Raw genomic sequence first — 17,435 nt, 5'->3', positions numbered from 1 at the left:
CTGGCACTATTTCAGCGTTATGTCATCTAACAACCTATCTCATTTTACTGGGCGGTAAATTCGAACAGCCGCTGTTAGGCGCAGGGTGCGATGCGCCAATTCTTCTGCCGCTCCGGCATACTGTTCAACCATGGCCGCATTCTGGTGTGTCATTTGATCTAACTGACCGATCGATTGGTTAATTTGACCAAGTGCCTGTGTCTGTTCATGGGTTGAGGTGCTGATTTCACTGATTAGGGTAGAAACTTGACCCGCTTGTTTGACGATATTATCCATGGTGGCCCCAGCATTTTGCACTAAGGCGCTACCGTCACGAACCCGCTCCACACTGGTTTCAATTAATTGTTTTATTTCTTTGGCCGCGGTTGAAGAGCGCTGAGCCAGATGGCGTACCTCGCTGGCAACTACCGCAAACCCTCGACCTTGTTCGCCAGCACGTGCCGCTTCAACCGCCGCATTGAGCGCCAGAATGTTAGTCTGAAAGGCGATTCCTTCAATGACACTGATAATATCTACAATACGATGACTGGAGGCATTAATCGTGCCCATAGTTTCAATGACTTGATGCATCAACTCGCTGCCTTGTTCTGCAGCATGGCTGCTCATCGCGGCCAACGATGTGGTTTCATTGGCACTATTAGCACTGTGCTGTACTGTGGCCACTAATTGTTCTGTGGCGCTGACGATATGCTGCAAGTTGGCGGTAGCCTGTTCAGTTCTAACTTTTAACTCACGATTCCCTGCGGCAATTTCACTGCTGGCAGTGTTAATACCATCAACCTGGCCGCTAACGTCATCCGTCAGAGAACGGAGATTCAGCCCTAATTGATTGACACTCCGCATCAAGTAACCAATTTCATCAACGCGATTTAGCTGTACGTAATCACCCGCTTGCCCAGAAGAGACATCTTGCGCTTGTTGCAAAATTGCGGCGATAGGGTGGGCAACCTGACGTTCTAACCACCAGGAGGTCACCACGCTGCTGGCAACGCTAGCTGCGGCCAAAACGAATAATGGCAAACCGGTTATCCCTATCACTCCGGCGGCCACAGTAGGGAGTAAAGCTGCCCCCAATAATGCCCCGCGCAAGCGGCAGCGTAATGGTAATTTTTGGAACAACGACAATAAAGACAACCAACCGGTACGAACAACTAACCCTCGATATAGTGCTATGCGGCGCTGCCTGGCCTTACCCGAATTAAAATCGACATACAGTGCTTCCGCTTGTTTAACTTCTTCGCGAGTGGGGGCAATGCGTACCGAAATATAACCGGTCAGACGGCCATCATGACGTAATGGCGTAGCATTAGCGCGTACCCAATAGTAGTCACCATTTTTACGGCGATTCTTAACCAGTGATGACTAGGATAAGCCAGCATTCAGGGTTTGCCACATGTCAGCAAATGCCGCGGGTGGCATATCTGGGTGCCGAACAACATTGTGCGGTTGACTCAGTAAGTCCTGATATTCAAAACCACTGGCGCGAACAAAGGCGGCATTGGCATAGGCGATATTGCCGTGAATATCGGTGGTGGATTGCAAGGTGGTATCGCGATCAATGGGATACTCCTGCCGACTGACAGGCTTGTTCACTCTCATAATAACCTCAGTAAATGGGGGAGTTCCCTGATAACAGGTGAATACAATAACTACAGACGGTAATCGGCCTCATAAGATAAAACTTTATACTTTTATTAATTAAATTATTGATTCCCCATAATGGTGCTGATTATTCATGCTATTGCACTTTTCTGGGGCAAGATTGTATTTATTAAATGATTAATATATTTAAATTTATTTTTTTATTCAATTATAATTCTATTATTTAAAGTAATGTAAGTTATATAAAAATACATTAAAAACAACTAGATGGGATTTTTACTGTAGGGCTGCATTAAATATAATTGATGAAAAGAGTGAATGAGTTCTCTTGCATCTAGTTGTTTGTCTATTATTTAGATAAAACATAGTTCAAATCTGTTTGAATGTTGCAAAAGATGATGCTCATGAGTTTTTTATTTACAACTGACCATTGATTATGAATATATGAATAACTATTTGTTACAGTAGTGGGGGTATTAGTTGAGTCGCTATCAAAGGTAAAACCCCTGAAAGGCAGGGGTAAAAGATGAATAAGACCGTATGGACGTTTAATAGCAAGCTGCTCTAAATCTAATGTTTCATCTGTGCAGCTTGCAAGGTTTTGATGCTTGTAAATGGATTAAACCCATTTGAGTATCGTACTTTTGCACCGTGGATAGGGTAAATCTTCTCGCCTAGCTAAAGTGATTATGACTTTTCTTCAAGCTTTCAATTTTCATTAAAAAATCATAGATAGGTGAGAGACGGAGAAAGTCTTTACTCAACCGGTCAACCAGTTGTTTGGAAAATAATAAATCCATATCTCTGCGGTGGCTAATTAATGCCCACGACTTCTTGTTGTACCAGACCGCCAATGCCGGTGGTAGATCTTTAATCAAAGGGCGCTTGTAACTCTCTCCCTCAATCGAGAAATTGGGATAAATACAGTCAGCTATGGTGAGAAAATCAGCCGGAGCACGGAGCAGTTGTTGTCTGAAAAGATCCATTGTTTCTCGCGAGGCGCTGTAATACCCCAACCCATAACGCCACCAGTCTGGGCCAAATTCGAAAAAGTAAGTTGGAGCATCCGTCCAATTTTTACGTGATCTTTTAAATGTTAACCAAATATTGCTGCGATAGAGTGACTTATCATGAGAGAAACGGGTATCGCGATTCATGCGAGAAATTGTCTTGCCAATCGCCGGACGAACTTCAAACAGTTCATCAATAGTCAGCATATCTGAACTCAGGTCGGTAACCAGTTTTCGCACTGGCTGTAGTAGATGCTGATCATAGATATCGCGATGTTCCTCGAACCATTCTTTGTTATTGTTGTGAGCAATGTGCTGTAAGAATGTCAGCCCATGTTGAGTAAAACCGGTAAATTCACCCATAATATTCCTTTCTATATGCGGGGCGGACTAAGCCTCTGTTGCCAACCATCAACGTTTTCACGTGACATTCATCTATAAGCAGTACACCGAGGTATTCGTTAAGTTATGTTACCGGATAACCGCGATAGGACAATCTTGAATTCGGGTAGTATATGCAGGTGATAACATTTCACGTTTCATCTGCCATTCTTGATTAACTCCTTGCCCGATAAACGCAATTTTACTTTTACCGGATTGATTAATTTTGTCGATAGCCGCCATCAATGATTCACTGTTAATGTACGGTTTGCTCTCATCAAATAGACCCAATTGCGCGATACCCTGATTTGAAAAATCTCCCAACATAATACCTGCTTTCAGGTAATGGTGACCGGGTCGCCAAATTGCCGCTAGGCATTTGAGAGCTGCGGCAATAATATCCCTTGAATCCAAGGTCGGAAAGTTGAGGCGAGTGCTGGCGAGGTTACTGTAATAGACCTCGTTACGGGCAAAAGGGCTGGTTTTGATAAAGGTTGATACATGGCAACAGTATTGGTGCTCCTTGCGTAGCTTTTCTGCTGCTTTCTCGGCATAGCTACAAACGGCTTCATGCATACTTTGATATTCTGTAATGCGTTTACTAAATGAGCGCGAACAGATTATTTGTTGTTTTGTAGGTGCGAACTCAGCCACCGCCAGACAAGCTTCTCCGCGCAATTCTCGCACTGTCCGTTCCAGTACGACGCTAAAGTTTTTGCGAATAAGCGCGGGGCTGGCCTCTGATAATTGAAGGGCGGTGGTTATCCCCATCACTGCCAGCTTTTTTGCGGTACGCTGGCCCACGCCCCATACCTGTGCCGCTGGCATCAGCGCCAGCAATTTGCGTTGACGTATGGGATTGGACAAATCGACTACACCGCCCGTTTTATGCCATAACTTAGCAGCATGGTTTGCCAGCTTGGCGAGAGTCTTGCTTGGGGCGATGCCTACACCGACATTTAGGCCAGTCAATTTGCGTACTTTATCACGCACGCCCTGACCAAACTCTTCTAGTGTAATGCAATGCTGTACACCATTAAGATTGAGAAATGCCTCATCGATTGAGTAAATTTCAATCCCTGGGGCCAGTTGTTCAAGAATAGTCATGACCCGCGCAGACATATCACTGTAGAGTGCGTAATTACTGCTAAACGCGACAACACGATGCTGATGGATAACTTGCTGTATCTTGAAATAGGGTGCCCCCATTGGAATACCCACGACCTTAGCCTCCCGGCTACGGGCAATCACGCAGCCATCGTTATTGGATAACACCACCACAGGGCGACCATACAAATCAGGCCTGAATACCGTTTCACAACTGGCATAAAATGAGTTCACGTCAACGAGAGCAAACATTATCGTAACTTATTGATGCTAAATACAATGACGCCAAAGATAACCCACTCTTCATCCCCTTCACATAATATGAGTGGGGGAGTGGCTGCATTCAGCGCCTCAAGGCGGGGAACCGGTCGTAAATAAAGCCGCTTAATATTGAACTCACCCCCGATGGTTGCAACGACAATATCGCCGTGCTGTGCCTGCAAACTGCGATCTATCACCAGCAGTGCGCCGTTGTTAATACCTGCATCACTCAGGGCGTCACCCTTGGCGGTCATGAAAAAGGTGGCGGCTGGGTGCTCAATGCAGTGTTCATTAAGGTCGATTCTCTTTTCAATATAGTCCTGTGCAGCATTGCCGAATGCACCCATAAAGCCTCCAAATGCGTTATCTAAGGGGAGAGCGTGATAACAAAAAAACGACTGATTTACAAAATAACTGGTTATGCATACAGTATATGCGGCGAGGTGTGGACAGAAAAGCCCTGAAGAGATATTTTTATTCAGTATATTGATTTATAAGAAGAGAAAGTTATCTATCAGGATGGAATAGATGAAACGTAGCGCTACCTGGCTGAATGGCGGCTGAGAGGATGTCGATATCGTTTAATTATAATTAATAGCTAAATAATTACTTTTGTAGGTAGGTACTGCTCATTAATTCCTCTATTGTTATTCTCTTCATCACCTCCGTCGCCAGTTAAGAATATGACTAGTCACGTTATATCATCGTGTTGGCAGCGGCGCTGGCTATTGTCATATAACAAGGGATAAAGAATGAAATTAGAAACATTATCTATTCATGCAGGTTATTCACCGGACCCCACCACCAAAGCCGTTGCGGTACCTATTTACCAGACTTCCTCCTTTGCTTTTGACGATACCCAGCATGGCGCTGATCTGTTTGATTTAAAAGTCGCCGGCAATATTTACTCGCGCATCATGAACCCCACCAATGATGTACTGGAGAAACGGGTTGCCGCTCTCGAAGGGGGGATTGCCGCTCTGGCCGTGGCTTCCGGTATGGCGGCGATTACTTATGCTATCCAAACCATTGCCGAAGTGGGGGATAATATTGTGTCGGTGGCCAAGTTGTACGGCGGGACTTACAATCTGCTGGCGCATACGTTACCGCGTTATGGGATAGAAACCCGTTTTGCCGATCATGATGATATCGCCGCATTGGAAGCCTTAATCGATGACCGAACTAAAGCAGTTTTCTGTGAATCGATTGGTAATCCTGCTGGGAATATTGTTGATTTGAAAAAATTGGCTGATGCGGCTCATCGCCATGGTGTGCCATTGATTGTCGATAATACTGTCGCAACACCAATCTTGTGTCGACCATTTGAACACGGTGCGGATATTGTGGTTCATTCATTGACCAAATATATCGGCGGTCATGGTTCCAGTATTGGCGGTATCGTAGTGGATTCGGGTAAGTTCCCTTGGACGCAATACCCTGAGCGTTTTGCTCAATTAAATACCCCTGATCCGTCATATCATGGCGTGACCTATACCGAGCAATTCGGCGCGGCTGCCTATATTGGCCGTTGCCGGGTGGTGCCATTGCGCAATACTGGCGCTGCGTTATCGCCGTTCAATGCTTTCCTGATTTTGCAGGGGCTGGAAACATTGGCTTTGCGTATGGAGCGTCATACTGAAAATGCGCTGAAAGTCGCGCACTATTTGCAAAACCATCCACAAGTCAGTTGGGTTAAATACGCAGGCTTACCTGATCATCCTGAGCATGAACTGGCCCAGCGCTATTTAGGTGGCAAACCAGCCTCAATATTGTCATTTGGTATTCATGGCGGCCAGGAGGCGGGCGGGCGTTTTATAGATGCGCTGAATTTGATCGTGCGCTTAGTGAATATTGGTGATGCCAAATCACTGGCTTGCCACCCAGCGTCAACCACCCACCGTCAGCTTAACGATGAAGAGCTGATCAAGGCGGGCGTACCACGGGATATGGTGCGTCTATCGATTGGTATTGAGCATATTGATGACATTCTCAATGATCTTGCTCAGGCACTGGATGCTGCCAAGTCTTAGTCCGGCATTATTATAAGTTCTAATGGAGAACGGCCGGTAACTTAAGGGGAACCGGCCGTGAGTATCAGAATAGATTTAACGTGTCGCTAGCGTTGCAGCAATGACATCTGCATAAGGCGTTGTCGGTCGGCCAATCAGTTTGCTCAATGTATGACTGTCATCAAACAGCCCCCCTTTAGCTGCGCCAGCATCAGAATCTGCTAATAGGCTGGCGAAAACATCAGGTAAACCGGCATCGAGCAATGCTTGCTTGAAATCGGCTTCAGACAAATCGTGGTACACCACAGCTTTACCTGACTGGCGGGCAATTTCTGCCGAGAATTCAGCCAGTGTATAGATATCGTCACCGGCTAATTCGTAAACTTTACCCGCCTGGTTTCCCTGCGTTAGCACCACAGCGGCCGCTTCGGCATAGTCTTCACGTGCGGCAGAGGCGATACGCCCCTCAGCTACTGCGCCGATAAATGCGCCGTGTGCCAGGGCTGGCGCGATACTTGCTGCATAGTTCTCGGTATACCAGCCGTTACGCAATAACACCATGGGCAGACCTGATTCACGTAATAGTGCTTCGGTGGCCCGGTGTTCTTCGCCTAACCCCAGTGGGCTTTTATCCGCATGTAACAAACTGGTATATGCCAACAATTTAACACCTGCACGCTTGGCCGCCGCGATCACGGCGCTATGTTGGGCAATACGCTGACCCACTTCACTCGATGAAATTAACAGTAGTTTATCAACACCTTGAAAGGCGGTATCCAGCGTGGCTGGCTGGCTATAGTCAGCTTTGCGGATTTGAACACCTAACGCCGCCAGCTCGTGGGCTTTGTCCGGGGTACGTACCGCAGCAATAATCTCACTGGCTGGCACTTTTTTAAGTAATGCATTGATAACAAGGCGGCCCAATTGGCCTGTGGCACCGGTTACTGCGATCATAATGACACTCCAGATTTGATGTTATGAGAAAGATGACAGACAGTTGGCAAAGAATAAAACCGCATAATTGGCCAGAAAGTTGCCCTTAAGTTCATCATATGCAATATACTAACTTTACGTAAGTACGCACCAAAAGGTTAGTATGAAAATAATAGAGCCGCAAAATTTGAGTCACACTGTTTCGTTTCCCGAACAAGTTCGGCGGGGTGAATTACTCAATGCTGATTGTCCCTCAAGAGAAGTGCTCAAGCGCGTAACCAGCCGTTGGGGGGTGTTAGCCTTGATTGCGTTAAGCAATGAGACTCTGCGTTTCAGTGCGTTGCGCAGAAAGATTGGCGGTGTTAGTGAAAAGATGCTGGCACAAACTCTGCAACACCTTGAAGAAGATGGTTTTGTTGAGCGTATTGCTTATCCGGTAGTACCACCTCATGTGGAATATAAATTAACGCCGTTGGGGAAAGAGATTCAGGAGCAGGTGGAAGGGCTGACTGTATGGCTTGAGGCCAATCTGCACCGTATTATGGCGCAACGACAACAGCGGGCAGAATTAACTACCAATACGTTGTAACAGCAGCCATGGCATCAACCATAGCTGCTGTTAGGATTTATCGCATAAAAGCATCACAGAGTTTTCAACGCTTCCACCGACTCGATAGCCATGGAGGCGATAAACTCGGTCACGCTATAATCGGCAACCGCATTAAACGGATCTTCGGCCAATATCTTATCCAGCTCTTCACGGGCAATACTTTTGGCCAAAATAATGCCACCGGTACGCGGCACTTTACGGCCTGATGCGATAAAAACACCTTGTGTATAGTACTTTTTCAACCACTCTTTATGACTTTCAGTGAGTGCTTCGACCACATCGATAGGTTGATGGTAAGTCAGACTGACAACAAACATGCGAAACTCCTTCAGGGCGAATGTCTAATTAAGATAACGCCTTGGCTGATGGCTGGCATCTTTAAAATGCATAATTATTAATTTTTATCTTAAGTTTTGGCCTTCATAGATAAATTTGGCATATCCAAAGCCATAATCGTTATTTCACCTTTGCGCGCGGCAGCATCTACCCTTAAAGCATCAGTTTCATCCCGCTAGATAAATAACGCAGAGGTAGCAATGGCTAAGATTACAGCATGGTTTATCGGGCTTCCCCTGTGGTGGCCAGCGCATTCAGCCGCGAGCGATACCGTCCCGCATCAAGCGGATGGTGCGCATCTATTAGAAACCATCAATGCTATTGGTGGGTTGTATGGTATTGAGTTTATCCATCACGATGGTGCTTAAACCGCACGGTGACTGCACTAGATGGCGGGCAGAAAATAAAATCATCTGCCCGGATAAACATATTTAACGGTAAGCGGCTAAAGCAGCTCGCATCCCCACACGTTTAATTGTTTGCAACTGTTCAGTAATGCTATTGGTGAGCTGCGGGATGTGATTGAGGTCTTGCCCCCAATGGGTGGCGTCGGCTAATACCAATCGCACTAATCCCTCCATCGGCAGTGAACCGGCGTCAACGTCGTGCCACATAGAGGCGAAACAATTTAGCCAGTGGGCATCATCCTGTAATGCAAAACATTCATCGTCACGTTTTCCTCGATAAAACATCAGTAAGGCGGCAAAGGCAAAGGTGAGTCGTGGCGGTAACTGCCCGTTATTTTGCTGGCTGGAGAGCAACTGAGGCAAAATACGGGTACGGAATTTGGTCATGCTATTGAGGGCAATAGACAGCAGTTGGTGCTGAATAAACGGGTTACGAAAACGGCTCAACACGGCTTGAGCAAAGGTTTGTAGCTCATCCGCGGGTAAATCCAAGACTGGAATAATCTCTTCGCTGATCAGTTGTGCGACGAATTGACTGATTTGCGTGTCGGCCATGGCCTCGCCGACTGTATTTAAACCCGCCAGAAATGCGACCGGCACCAATGCGGTATGAGCCCCATTGAGAATTGCCACTTTGCGTTCTTTATAGGGCTTAATATCATCGACGATTCGAATGTTTAGTGGGTATTGATTCAGACGTAGTTCCTGCGCTAATGATTGCGGTCCTTGGATCACCAACAGGTAAAAGTGTTCTGCGGTATCGAGGAATGCATCGTGATAACCCAGGTGGTTTTCCAGGGCGACAGCTTCATCACGGGGATAGCCGGTCACGATACGATCGACCAATGTAGAGCAAAACGTATTGTGCTGTAATAACCATTGACTGAAACCTTCGCCTAAATTCCAGCACTGCGCATAGCGTAGGACTAACTCCAGCAATGCTTCGCCGTTATAATCGATCAACTCACATGGCAATAGCACCCACCCCTTATCGGCTGCCCCGGAAAAATGTTGAAAGCGCTCAAACATGAGCCGCGTTAATTTCGCAGGATAACTGGCGGGAGGCGTATCACTAAACTTATCATCTTCCAGATAACTTATCCCAGCCTCCGTAGTATTGGAGAACACCCAGCGAATATCTTCATTACGGGCGAGGGCGAGGTAGCTGTCAAAGTCCTGATAAATATTGATTTCGCGGTTAACCGAGCGAATGATGCGTGCATCACTGACTTTCTCACCTTGTTCGTTTAAACCGCGAATAATTGTGGTGTATAAGCCATCCTGAGTATTAAGTGATGGGGGGAAATCACTGTTAATCGGGCGGACCACTACGACACCGGCATTAAGGTCGGTATGTTCATTTAGTCGGTCCAATTGCCAATCGACAAAGGCGCGCAGGAAGTTTCCTTCACCAAATTGAATCACTTTATCTGGGTGAGTACGGCCAGGAAAGTTTTCGCGGTTTAACGTTAGCATGGTGTTATATCCTTAAAATGAGTGAGATCAGAATTGAATAACGCCTTTGATAAGATCTTTATTCTTCACGACCTGCTGTTCATAAATATCTGCCAAGGTATTGAATTCAAAACGATGTGTCAGGATCATGTCCGCCGATAATTTGCCAGCGGCCATTAATTTCCCCACTTTGTCAAAATCCTCAAAGGTGGCATTTCTGCTGCCCATCATGGTGGTCTCTTTCTTATGGAAGTCAGGATCAGGGAAACTGAGATCACCTTTGAATAAGCCCACAAATACAATGCTGCCCCCGTGACGGATAAAGTTGAGGGTGTTATTCATTGCTCGTTGGTTACCTGTGGCATCAATAACTTTTAGTGGCAACATGCCAGCAAATTGCTGGCGTAAATTTTGCTCAAATCCGGCATCACTGGGATCTAATATCCGGATATCCAACAGGTTTTCTACATGTTCACGGCGTTGTGCACTGGTGTCGGCCATCACTACATAGGCACCATCGGCTTGCGCAATGGCGGCCACACCCAAGCCAATTGGGCCAGCACCGACCACCAAAACATGCTCATCAGGATGAACATCGGCACGGCGCACAGCATGGGCGCTGATGGCAAAAGGTTCAATCAATGCAGCCGAGACGGGATCTACATCGTCGACCACCAATAAATTACTGACTGGGACGGATAAATACTCACTGAAACCCCCGTCTTGATGGACGCCAATAACAGAAATGTTTTCGCAGCAATTGGTTTTACCGCTGAGACAGGAATTACAGTGCTGGCAAGCAACATAAGGAATAACGGCAACGCGTTGCCCGGCATGCATATTATTGACGTTATCCCCTAGCGCTATTATTTCGCCACAAATTTCATGACCCAATACTCGGGGATAACTAAAGAACGGTTGATTACCTGCCCAGGCATGTATATCTGTGCCACAAATACCAACATTTAAAACCTTTATTAAGGCTTCATTAATTTTCGGTAACGGTTGAGTTCGTTTTTGATAAATAAGTTTGGTTGGTTCAAGGCAAACTAAAGTATTCATCGTGGTCATGACTATTCCTCCAAAAGGTGAGGTTTGATATTCATTAAAAATCACAACCAGGTTTAAATCGAATGTGATATTTGTGAGGGATGACGAATTATTCTGTTTTAAATTGGTTTTAAATGAATAAAAAACAGCTAAGGATAATCATGAGCAGAACACAAAATCTTCGTCACAATGTCATCAATCAGATGATCGACGCTATTGCCAAAGGGCATATTACATCACCACTTCCTTCTCAAGCTTCCCTGGCGGAAATGTACAGTATCAGCCGGACAACTGTGCGTAATACCCTGAGTCATTTAGATCACTGTGGCGTGTTGGAGAAGGTCGGCGACTACTACATTATTGTCAGAACACCCCAATCAGAGGACGGTTTTGATTGTATCAGTCAGTCACCAGACGCTCAGGCCGACGTATTTGAACGTGCTTTTTTTCAGATGATTAATCAACGTCAGCTTCGTGCAGGAGATTCATTTTCAGAGTTACAACTTGCTCGTGCCGCCAATGTCAGCGCCGTGGTGGTTCGTGAGTTCTTACTGCGTTTTTGTCGTTATGACCTCATTGTTAATATCCGCCGTGGTCAGTGGAGCATGAAAAAATTTGATCAAAACTATGCTGAAAAATTATTTGAGTTACGTGAAATGTTGGAAACGCATGCGCTAAATCGCTTTTTAAATCTTGCACATAGTGATGAACGTTGGCTGCAAGCCAAAGAGCTATTGGCTCGCCATCGGCAATTGCGGGATACCATTGGCAGCAGCTATCGCATGTTTTCACAGTTAGATCGTGATTTTCATACCCTGATACTTTCTGCCGCTAATAACCCATTTTTTAATCAATCTCTGGAGATTATTTCAGTTATTTTCCACTTCCATTATCAATGGGATGAGAGCGATTTAAAGCAGCGCAATATCGTGGCGATAGAAGAGCATATGGCGATTTTAAGTGCGTTAATCTTTCGCAATGATTTGGATGCGGTGCGCGAGTTACGGCGTCATCTGGATACTGCTAAGCAATCAATGATTCGCTCGATCACGCAATACAGCGAATGATTAACCACCTAGAGAGTATTGCTGAAAGCGCATACTAAGATAAAAAACTGGATAAAAAACCGCATAAAAAACCATTAAGGACAGATAAAATCCAGCAAACTATTAATCATCTCACGTATTCATCATAAAGATATGCTGTATATAGAATGCCCACACTAATCTGAATTTCAGTTAACTTTTCTCTCTATAGTTGACGCTGTAATAAGTCTTTTTTCTTGAGATTTTTATTTCCTAATAGATTCATATCGGACAGGTTTTTTTATGAATCGCAATGTGAATATATTATAAAGTTCAGGAGCTGGGCGTGGAAAAAAATAATGTCGTGATAAATAATGATGCGGGTGTATTAAACCCAACATCAGATGAAACCCCCAAGGCTATACTACATACAGAGCGTTCTAGTCGTATTAAAAGAATTCAAACCGTATCGATGGTTTTATTATTCTTGGCCGCAGTCATTAACTTTCTTGACCGTAGTTCTTTATCTGTAGCGAATTTAACCATTCGTGAAGAGCTAGGGCTAAGTGCCACGGAGATTGGTTTTCTGCTTTCCGCATTTTCTCTGGCATACGGTATTGCTCAACTGCCGTGTGGCCCGTTGTTAGACCGTAAAGGCCCGCGCATTATGTTAGGGCTAGGCATGTTTGTATGGTCATTCTTTCAGGCGCTATCCGGGGCTGTTCATACCTTTACGCAATTTATTCTGGTACGTATTGGGTTAGGTATCGGTGAGGCACCCATGAATCCTTGCGGTGTGAAGGTGATAAATGACTGGTTCAATATTAAAGAACGTGGCCTGCCTATGGGGATATTTAATTCTGCGTCGACAATCGGTTTAGCCATCAGTCCACCTATTCTGGCCGCCATGATGATGGTTATCGGTTGGCGTGGGATGTTTATTACCATTGGTCTTTTGGGGATCGTACTTTCTATCGGTTGGTATCTGCTTTACCGTAATCGTGACAGTATCAATTTAACCGAAGCAGAACAAAAATATCTTGATGCAGGCAGTGTTAATGTAAGTCGTAAGCCTATGAATTTTAAAGAATGGCGTGGCTTATTCCGTAATCGCACTATGTGGGGCATGATGCTGGGCTTCAGTGGCGTCAATTATACTGCATGGCTCTATCTGGCATGGCTGCCGGGCTATTTGCAGACAACGTATCATTTAAATCTTGCTAGCACTGGCATGTTTGCTTCTATTCCCTTTATTTTCGGCGCGGCAGGCATGTTATGTAATGGATTCGTTACCGATTTTCTGGTCCGCCAGGGTATGGCTCCTTTAAAAAGCCGCAAAATATGCATTGCGGTCGGTATGTTGCTGTCCGCGGCATTTACCTCTGTCGTCGTCCGTGCTGACACTACCGGGAGTGCGGTTATATTAATAGGCATGGCACTGTTCTGTATTCACTTCGCTGGGACATCATGCTGGGGGCTTATACATGTCGCGGTCTCTTCTCGTATGACTGCATCGGTTGGCAGCATACAGAATTTTGCCAGTTTCATATTTGCATCATTTGCACCGGTGATAACGGGTTGGATAGTTGATACCACTCACTCATTTAGCCTGGCATTAACCATCTGTTCTTGCGTTACTGTCCTCGGGGCTCTGTCTTACATATTCATTGTACGTGAACCCATTTTAGATACCGCAAAATAAAATGAGCAAGGCCGATCAGAACTCTCGATGAGATAACGATCGGCCTTTCTTGGTTATCTTTGTGGCTGGCAATGATGGCGGCGCTTAAACCAGGATTGCATCATGCCTGGGCGTGAGAACATCACTAAATTACCCAATAGGATGAGCAGTAAACCAATAATGGCATTCAGGTGCCAGTGATAGCCTTCATAGAAGGTTGATATGGTTAGGGCCACCAGCGGAAATAACAAGGTACTATAAGCCGCACCACTGGCTCCGATTCGTCCAATCAAGCTGAAATAGGCGGCAAATGCAATCACGGAACCGAAGATAGCCAGATACAACAATGAGCCAAGGTAACGTGGCGTGAGTTCGAGAGTAAAAGAGTGTTGTTGAATCATACTGAAAAGTCCCATCACTGCCGCACCATAAGTCATGGCATAAGCATTGGTTGACAGAATATCCAATCCCTTGCGTTGGTGGCGGCTACTGATCATATTACCCAGAGAAAAACCATAGGTACCCAGCAAACTTAAGCCAATACCTTTAAGTAATTCCGGGGCTATTTGTGTGGCGGTCAGATCTTGCCAGAACAAAGCAACAATACCTATCATGCCGAGGATACTGGCTGGCAGCAGGTTAGGGCTAAGGCGTTGGCGAAAGAAAAGCATGCCATTGATGGCATTAAACAGTACCGCCATTGAGAAAATAACCGATTCCAGGCCGCTACTGATATAAGCCGCAGCATGATAAAAACAGTAAAAATTAAAAGCAAAGACACAAACCCCTTGTGCCAGACAAAAAAGGTGGTCACGCACCGTGAGCTGGTGCAGTCGGCGGGCGAGCAGTAAAACGAGCATCATGACACCGGCCGCCAGCACAAACCGATAAAAAATGGACACAGTAATAGCAACATCACCTTGCTGTTGTAGGGTAATGGCAATCCAGGTCGTTCCCCAGATCAGTACAACTAACAAATATAGCAGCGCGTTCATCGTTATTTCTCATCACAGCTAGAAAACAGCAGTATCCGGTATAGGAAGGAGAGGCGCTTTCAGCGGCTTGCTTTAAATTGCAAAATCTTGCGCATTTTTACGATAAATCGCTGGAAAATATAGTCTGCCGTCTGGCAAGCCATTAAACTGGTTGCATCCGCGTACCGAAAGGAAGTCAGCGCAATGTTGGAACGGTATCAAGCCTTTGAAACCCTAAAAGAACACAAAGCGTGCTTGCATGATTGTGTGCAACTCGGCTCGGGTATTCAATTGGCAGCCTGGTCTAACCGTGATGACTGTATTACACAAGAAAGCCCTGATCACCACACCTTGAGCCTGTATGTTGCAGATGGCTATGAGTGCTATCACAAAACGCGCGCTGGCTGGAAAAATGGCGGTGGACCGGATCGTTTTTGTATTATGCCAAAGGGCAGCTTATCCAGTTGGGATGTGCGGGATGACCTGTCATTTGTACATTTGTATTGCACCGATAAGCATCTGCGCCAGCTAGCTGAACAAATTTGGGAGCGCAGCCCCCAGTCAATTCAGGTTGATGAACGAATTTTCGCAGAAGATCCGCAAATAACGTTGTTATATCGCCAATTTTTACTGAATTGTAACTGGCAAGAACAGGCCAATCATTTAGCCCTCAGTAGTGCTGCTACCTTGTTGATGACCCATTTATTAAAAAATTACACCCAGTTGCAGTGGGCGATCCCCGTAATTCGCGGTGGGTTGTCTCCGGCAGTGTTAAAACGGGTGAAAGAGTATATTGACGAACATCTTTCACAGCCGTTGCTGTTGTCAGATCTTGCTGAACAGGCAGGGTTGAGTGAGTTCCATTTCGCACGGATGTTTAAGCAGAGCACTGGGCTGTCACCACATCAATTTGTGTTGAAAGCGCGGTTATCTCGCGCAGACCAGCTATTGAGACATAGCATGATGCCGCTTATTCACATTGCCCTGGAGTGTGGTTTCAGCTCTGCCAGCCACTTCAGTAACTGTTTTAAAGTGGCCTATGGCCTAACGCCCTCGCCCCATTCCCGAACGAAACGCAACAAACCATCATGCGTTATGCAGCGAGTAGATACTCTAAAAATACCTCATTCGGTGAGCTGTATTCCAGAGATTTGCGCCCCCGAGTGTTGAGGATGTGCTCCAGTCTCGCAATATCTTCATCGCTGACGCCATTAAAATCGGTTCCTTTCGGATAAAACCGCCGTATCAGACCGTTGGTATGCTCATTCAACCCCCGCTCCCAGGAATGATAAGGCCGGGCAAAGTAAACCTTTGCGCCCGTTACCTGAGTGATGTCCTTATGTTTCGCAAACTCGGGTCCGTTATCTGCCGTCAGGGTTTTAAACTCACAGAAAGTATTCGCCACGATGTCCCTGAACGCTTCCACGACGCTCTCAGCGCACTTATTGGGGAGTTTACGGATAATGACCTGCTTTGTGGCTTTGTCCACGACCGTCAGCAGGAATGACTTCTGGTCTTTGCCAAAAATCGTATCGATTTCAACATGCCCGGGAACCTGTTTGAGTTCAGCCTCAGCAGGCCTGTGCTCAATGCCAACCCTGTCCGGGATGGGCGTGCGTCCGGGCTCACCCGTATCATAGCGATAGCGTTTACCCCGGTGAGGGAGCTGAAGGTAAAGCTTACCGCCAGCCTGTCTGTCCGAACGGATATAGCGGTAGAGGGTATTTTTGCTGACGGCGATATCAAACTGGATTTTCAGTCTCCCACAGATAACCTCAGGGGAGGTATGTACAGCCAGCGCCTGCCGGAGAAAGTCTTGTGTCTGCTGGCCCAGAGGGAAACAGGCATTGTGTGCCGAGGTGGCGCCCCGCCGTTGTCTGGCTAAGGCATCAGCGCGTCTGGAGGAGTAAAGTCCGTTGAAGGCGGGGTCCGTATTACGTCTGAGCTCCCGGCTCAGGGTAGAGCGAGAGACGCCGAGCTCTCTGGCAATGCAGGACTGATTAACGCCTTCAGCTTTTCGTTTTTCGATGTAAAAGCGCTCATGCTGAGTCAAATGTTTTCCCTTCATGCAACAGGGTCTCCGACAGGGTCAATACGGCTATTTTATCCGTACCTGACCGGTGGGTCACTTTGTTGCATTTCGTTTGGGAATTGGCGCTCGACTATTCGGCAACGCTAATCACAGCACGCTATAAGGGGCAACTTAGGTCACCTTCAGCACAATCAAGGAATGACTGTAGTTCTGCCGAGCGAGCTTCAGTTTTGTGGGTCAAACAAGCCGAGATAATCATAGGATGCACTGAACCGCCTTCGGTGGCTGAGGATTGGAAGGTACAATCTGCGTCACGGTATTTTATCCAAGTAAGTTGCGCACTCTTTAATAATGCTCTTTGGGCAACTGGGGTTTTGGCCAAAACTTGTTTATAAATACGGTTTAGTTCGGTATCGGCTTTCTTATAATCTAAATTTGCGCACTGGTTTATATCCAGTTGTGTCAGTGCGTTCTGGCAGTCAAGTGCCAATGCTTGGTCGACGGGTAATGCCAGTAGCGATATCAATATGATCTTCTTTAACATGATTATTTTTCCCAAATA

General features: G+C 46.1%; 15 protein-coding genes and 2 pseudogenes. 6 read left to right on the top strand and 11 right to left on the bottom strand.

What is annotated here, in order from left to right; genetic code table 11:
- Positions 1-39: 39 nt before the first annotated feature.
- From ACWJJO_RS13320 to umuD, 4 genes and pseudogenes are all read right to left on the bottom strand, one after another.
- Positions 40-1,599, bottom strand: a pseudogene (locus ACWJJO_RS13320) (methyl-accepting chemotaxis protein).
- 677 nt (positions 1,600-2,276) lie between these two features.
- A complete protein-coding gene (locus ACWJJO_RS13315) occupies positions 2,277-2,975 on the bottom strand; it encodes a DUF2461 domain-containing protein (RefSeq protein WP_420073947.1) in 699 nt (232 codons plus the stop codon).
- A gap of 108 nt (positions 2,976-3,083) precedes the next feature.
- Positions 3,084-4,352: a translesion error-prone DNA polymerase V subunit UmuC gene (gene umuC / locus ACWJJO_RS13310; RefSeq protein ID WP_083158560.1), complete on the bottom strand. Its 1,269-nt coding sequence runs from the start codon at positions 4,350-4,352 to the stop codon at positions 3,084-3,086.
- Entirely contained in the window at positions 4,352-4,708 is a 357-nt protein-coding gene (gene umuD, locus ACWJJO_RS13305; protein ID WP_032905840.1) for a translesion error-prone DNA polymerase V autoproteolytic subunit, read from the bottom strand. The genes umuC and umuD overlap by 1 nt, the downstream gene beginning before the upstream one ends.
- Before the next feature lie 405 nt (positions 4,709-5,113).
- Here umuD and ACWJJO_RS13300 point away from each other — a divergent pair, with 405 nt between their 5' ends.
- Complete coding sequence (locus ACWJJO_RS13300) at positions 5,114-6,391, top strand: bifunctional O-acetylhomoserine aminocarboxypropyltransferase/cysteine synthase (RefSeq protein ID WP_372559236.1); 1,278 nt, start codon at positions 5,114-5,116, stop codon at positions 6,389-6,391.
- Between the two features lie 75 nt (positions 6,392-6,466).
- Here ACWJJO_RS13300 and ACWJJO_RS13295 read toward each other — a convergent pair whose 3' ends face one another.
- The gene (locus ACWJJO_RS13295; protein ID WP_481091128.1) at positions 6,467-7,324 is read right to left on the bottom strand and encodes an SDR family oxidoreductase; all 858 of its coding nucleotides are present in this window, start codon (positions 7,322-7,324) and stop codon (positions 6,467-6,469) included.
- A 142-nt stretch (positions 7,325-7,466) separates the two neighbouring features.
- Here ACWJJO_RS13295 and ACWJJO_RS13290 point away from each other — a divergent pair, with 142 nt between their 5' ends.
- On the top strand, positions 7,467-7,892 hold the full coding sequence (locus tag ACWJJO_RS13290; protein WP_083158563.1) for a winged helix-turn-helix transcriptional regulator: 426 nt from the start codon (positions 7,467-7,469) through the stop codon (positions 7,890-7,892).
- A gap of 53 nt (positions 7,893-7,945) precedes the next feature.
- On the opposite strand, the gene ACWJJO_RS13285 is transcribed toward ACWJJO_RS13290, so the two are convergent.
- On the bottom strand, positions 7,946-8,230 hold the full coding sequence (locus tag ACWJJO_RS13285; RefSeq protein ID WP_083158564.1) for a YciI family protein: 285 nt from the start codon (positions 8,228-8,230) through the stop codon (positions 7,946-7,948).
- A gap of 219 nt (positions 8,231-8,449) precedes the next feature.
- Here ACWJJO_RS13285 and ACWJJO_RS13280 point away from each other — a divergent pair, with 219 nt between their 5' ends.
- Positions 8,450-8,617, top strand: coding sequence for a hypothetical protein (locus ACWJJO_RS13280; protein ID WP_193784642.1), 168 nt, complete (start codon positions 8,450-8,452; stop codon positions 8,615-8,617).
- Between the two features lie 63 nt (positions 8,618-8,680).
- On the opposite strand, the gene ACWJJO_RS13275 is transcribed toward ACWJJO_RS13280, so the two are convergent.
- Both ACWJJO_RS13275 and ACWJJO_RS13270 read right to left on the bottom strand, forming a co-directional pair.
- Complete coding sequence (locus ACWJJO_RS13275; RefSeq protein ID WP_083158565.1) at positions 8,681-10,132, bottom strand: tagaturonate reductase; 1,452 nt, start codon at positions 10,130-10,132, stop codon at positions 8,681-8,683.
- A gap of 27 nt (positions 10,133-10,159) precedes the next feature.
- Positions 10,160-11,182 (bottom strand): zinc-binding alcohol dehydrogenase family protein, encoded by a 1,023-nt coding sequence (locus tag ACWJJO_RS13270; RefSeq protein ID WP_481091127.1) that lies wholly within the window; start codon positions 11,180-11,182, stop codon positions 10,160-10,162.
- 140 nt (positions 11,183-11,322) lie between these two features.
- Between ACWJJO_RS13270 and ACWJJO_RS13265 the strand changes: the two genes are divergently transcribed.
- Complete coding sequence (locus tag ACWJJO_RS13265) at positions 11,323-12,228, top strand: GntR family transcriptional regulator (protein ID WP_083158567.1); 906 nt, start codon at positions 11,323-11,325, stop codon at positions 12,226-12,228.
- Positions 12,229-12,658: 430 nt separating this feature from the next.
- On the top strand, positions 12,659-13,888 hold the full coding sequence (locus ACWJJO_RS13260; protein WP_372569887.1) for an MFS transporter: 1,230 nt from the start codon (positions 12,659-12,661) through the stop codon (positions 13,886-13,888).
- 53 nt (positions 13,889-13,941) lie between these two features.
- On the opposite strand, the gene ACWJJO_RS13255 is transcribed toward ACWJJO_RS13260, so the two are convergent.
- The gene (locus ACWJJO_RS13255; protein WP_083158568.1) at positions 13,942-14,862 is read right to left on the bottom strand and encodes a DMT family transporter; all 921 of its coding nucleotides are present in this window, start codon (positions 14,860-14,862) and stop codon (positions 13,942-13,944) included.
- A 183-nt stretch (positions 14,863-15,045) separates the two neighbouring features.
- Here ACWJJO_RS13255 and ACWJJO_RS13250 point away from each other — a divergent pair.
- Positions 15,046-15,897 (top strand): annotated as a pseudogene (locus ACWJJO_RS13250) (helix-turn-helix domain-containing protein); the annotation flags it as partial.
- A gap of 37 nt (positions 15,898-15,934) precedes the next feature.
- Here the strand turns inward: ACWJJO_RS13250 and ACWJJO_RS13245 are convergent.
- Both ACWJJO_RS13245 and ACWJJO_RS13240 read right to left on the bottom strand, forming a co-directional pair.
- Positions 15,935-16,909 carry an IS30 family transposase gene (locus ACWJJO_RS13245; protein ID WP_481090511.1) on the bottom strand — a complete coding sequence of 325 codons (975 nt, stop codon included), beginning with the start codon at positions 16,907-16,909 and terminating at the stop codon, positions 15,935-15,937.
- Positions 16,910-17,030: 121 nt separating this feature from the next.
- Positions 17,031-17,417: a lysozyme inhibitor LprI family protein gene (locus ACWJJO_RS13240; RefSeq protein WP_372569271.1), complete on the bottom strand. Its 387-nt coding sequence runs from the start codon at positions 17,415-17,417 to the stop codon at positions 17,031-17,033.
- Positions 17,418-17,435: the final 18 nt, after the last annotated feature.

Source organism: Yersinia antarctica (assembly GCF_056636475.1).
The sequence above is the reverse complement of the archived record's forward strand: the minus strand, read 5'-3'. Positions and strand labels throughout refer to the sequence as shown.

What these genes read in the sequence shown, in the direction of transcription:
- ACWJJO_RS13265 (WP_083158567.1), top strand. Translation starts at nt 11,323, where the DNA reads ATGAGCAGAACACAAAATCTTCGTCACAATGTCATCAATCAGATGATC.
- umuC (WP_083158560.1), bottom strand. Translation starts at nt 4,352, where the DNA reads ATGTTTGCTCTCGTTGACGTGAACTCATTTTATGCCAGTTGTGAAACG.
- umuD (WP_032905840.1), bottom strand. Translation starts at nt 4,708, where the DNA reads ATGGGTGCATTCGGCAATGCTGCACAGGACTATATTGAAAAGAGAATC.
- ACWJJO_RS13285 (WP_083158564.1), bottom strand. Translation starts at nt 8,230, where the DNA reads ATGTTTGTTGTCAGTCTGACTTACCATCAACCTATCGATGTGGTCGAA.
- ACWJJO_RS13315 (WP_420073947.1), bottom strand. Translation starts at nt 2,975, where the DNA reads ATGGGTGAATTTACCGGTTTTACTCAACATGGGCTGACATTCTTACAG.
- ACWJJO_RS13295 (WP_481091128.1), bottom strand. Translation starts at nt 7,324, where the DNA reads ATGATCGCAGTAACCGGTGCCACAGGCCAATTGGGCCGCCTTGTTATC.
- ACWJJO_RS13280 (WP_193784642.1), top strand. Translation starts at nt 8,450, where the DNA reads ATGGCTAAGATTACAGCATGGTTTATCGGGCTTCCCCTGTGGTGGCCA.
- ACWJJO_RS13240 (WP_372569271.1), bottom strand. Translation starts at nt 17,417, where the DNA reads ATGTTAAAGAAGATCATATTGATATCGCTACTGGCATTACCCGTCGAC.
- ACWJJO_RS13245 (WP_481090511.1), bottom strand. Translation starts at nt 16,909, where the DNA reads ATGAAGGGAAAACATTTGACTCAGCATGAGCGCTTTTACATCGAAAAA.
- ACWJJO_RS13300 (WP_372559236.1), top strand. Translation starts at nt 5,114, where the DNA reads ATGAAATTAGAAACATTATCTATTCATGCAGGTTATTCACCGGACCCC.
- ACWJJO_RS13255 (WP_083158568.1), bottom strand. Translation starts at nt 14,862, where the DNA reads ATGAACGCGCTGCTATATTTGTTAGTTGTACTGATCTGGGGAACGACC.
- ACWJJO_RS13275 (WP_083158565.1), bottom strand. Translation starts at nt 10,132, where the DNA reads ATGCTAACGTTAAACCGCGAAAACTTTCCTGGCCGTACTCACCCAGAT.
- ACWJJO_RS13290 (WP_083158563.1), top strand. Translation starts at nt 7,467, where the DNA reads ATGAAAATAATAGAGCCGCAAAATTTGAGTCACACTGTTTCGTTTCCC.
- ACWJJO_RS13270 (WP_481091127.1), bottom strand. Translation starts at nt 11,182, where the DNA reads ATGACCACGATGAATACTTTAGTTTGCCTTGAACCAACCAAACTTATT.
- ACWJJO_RS13260 (WP_372569887.1), top strand. Translation starts at nt 12,659, where the DNA reads ATGGTTTTATTATTCTTGGCCGCAGTCATTAACTTTCTTGACCGTAGT.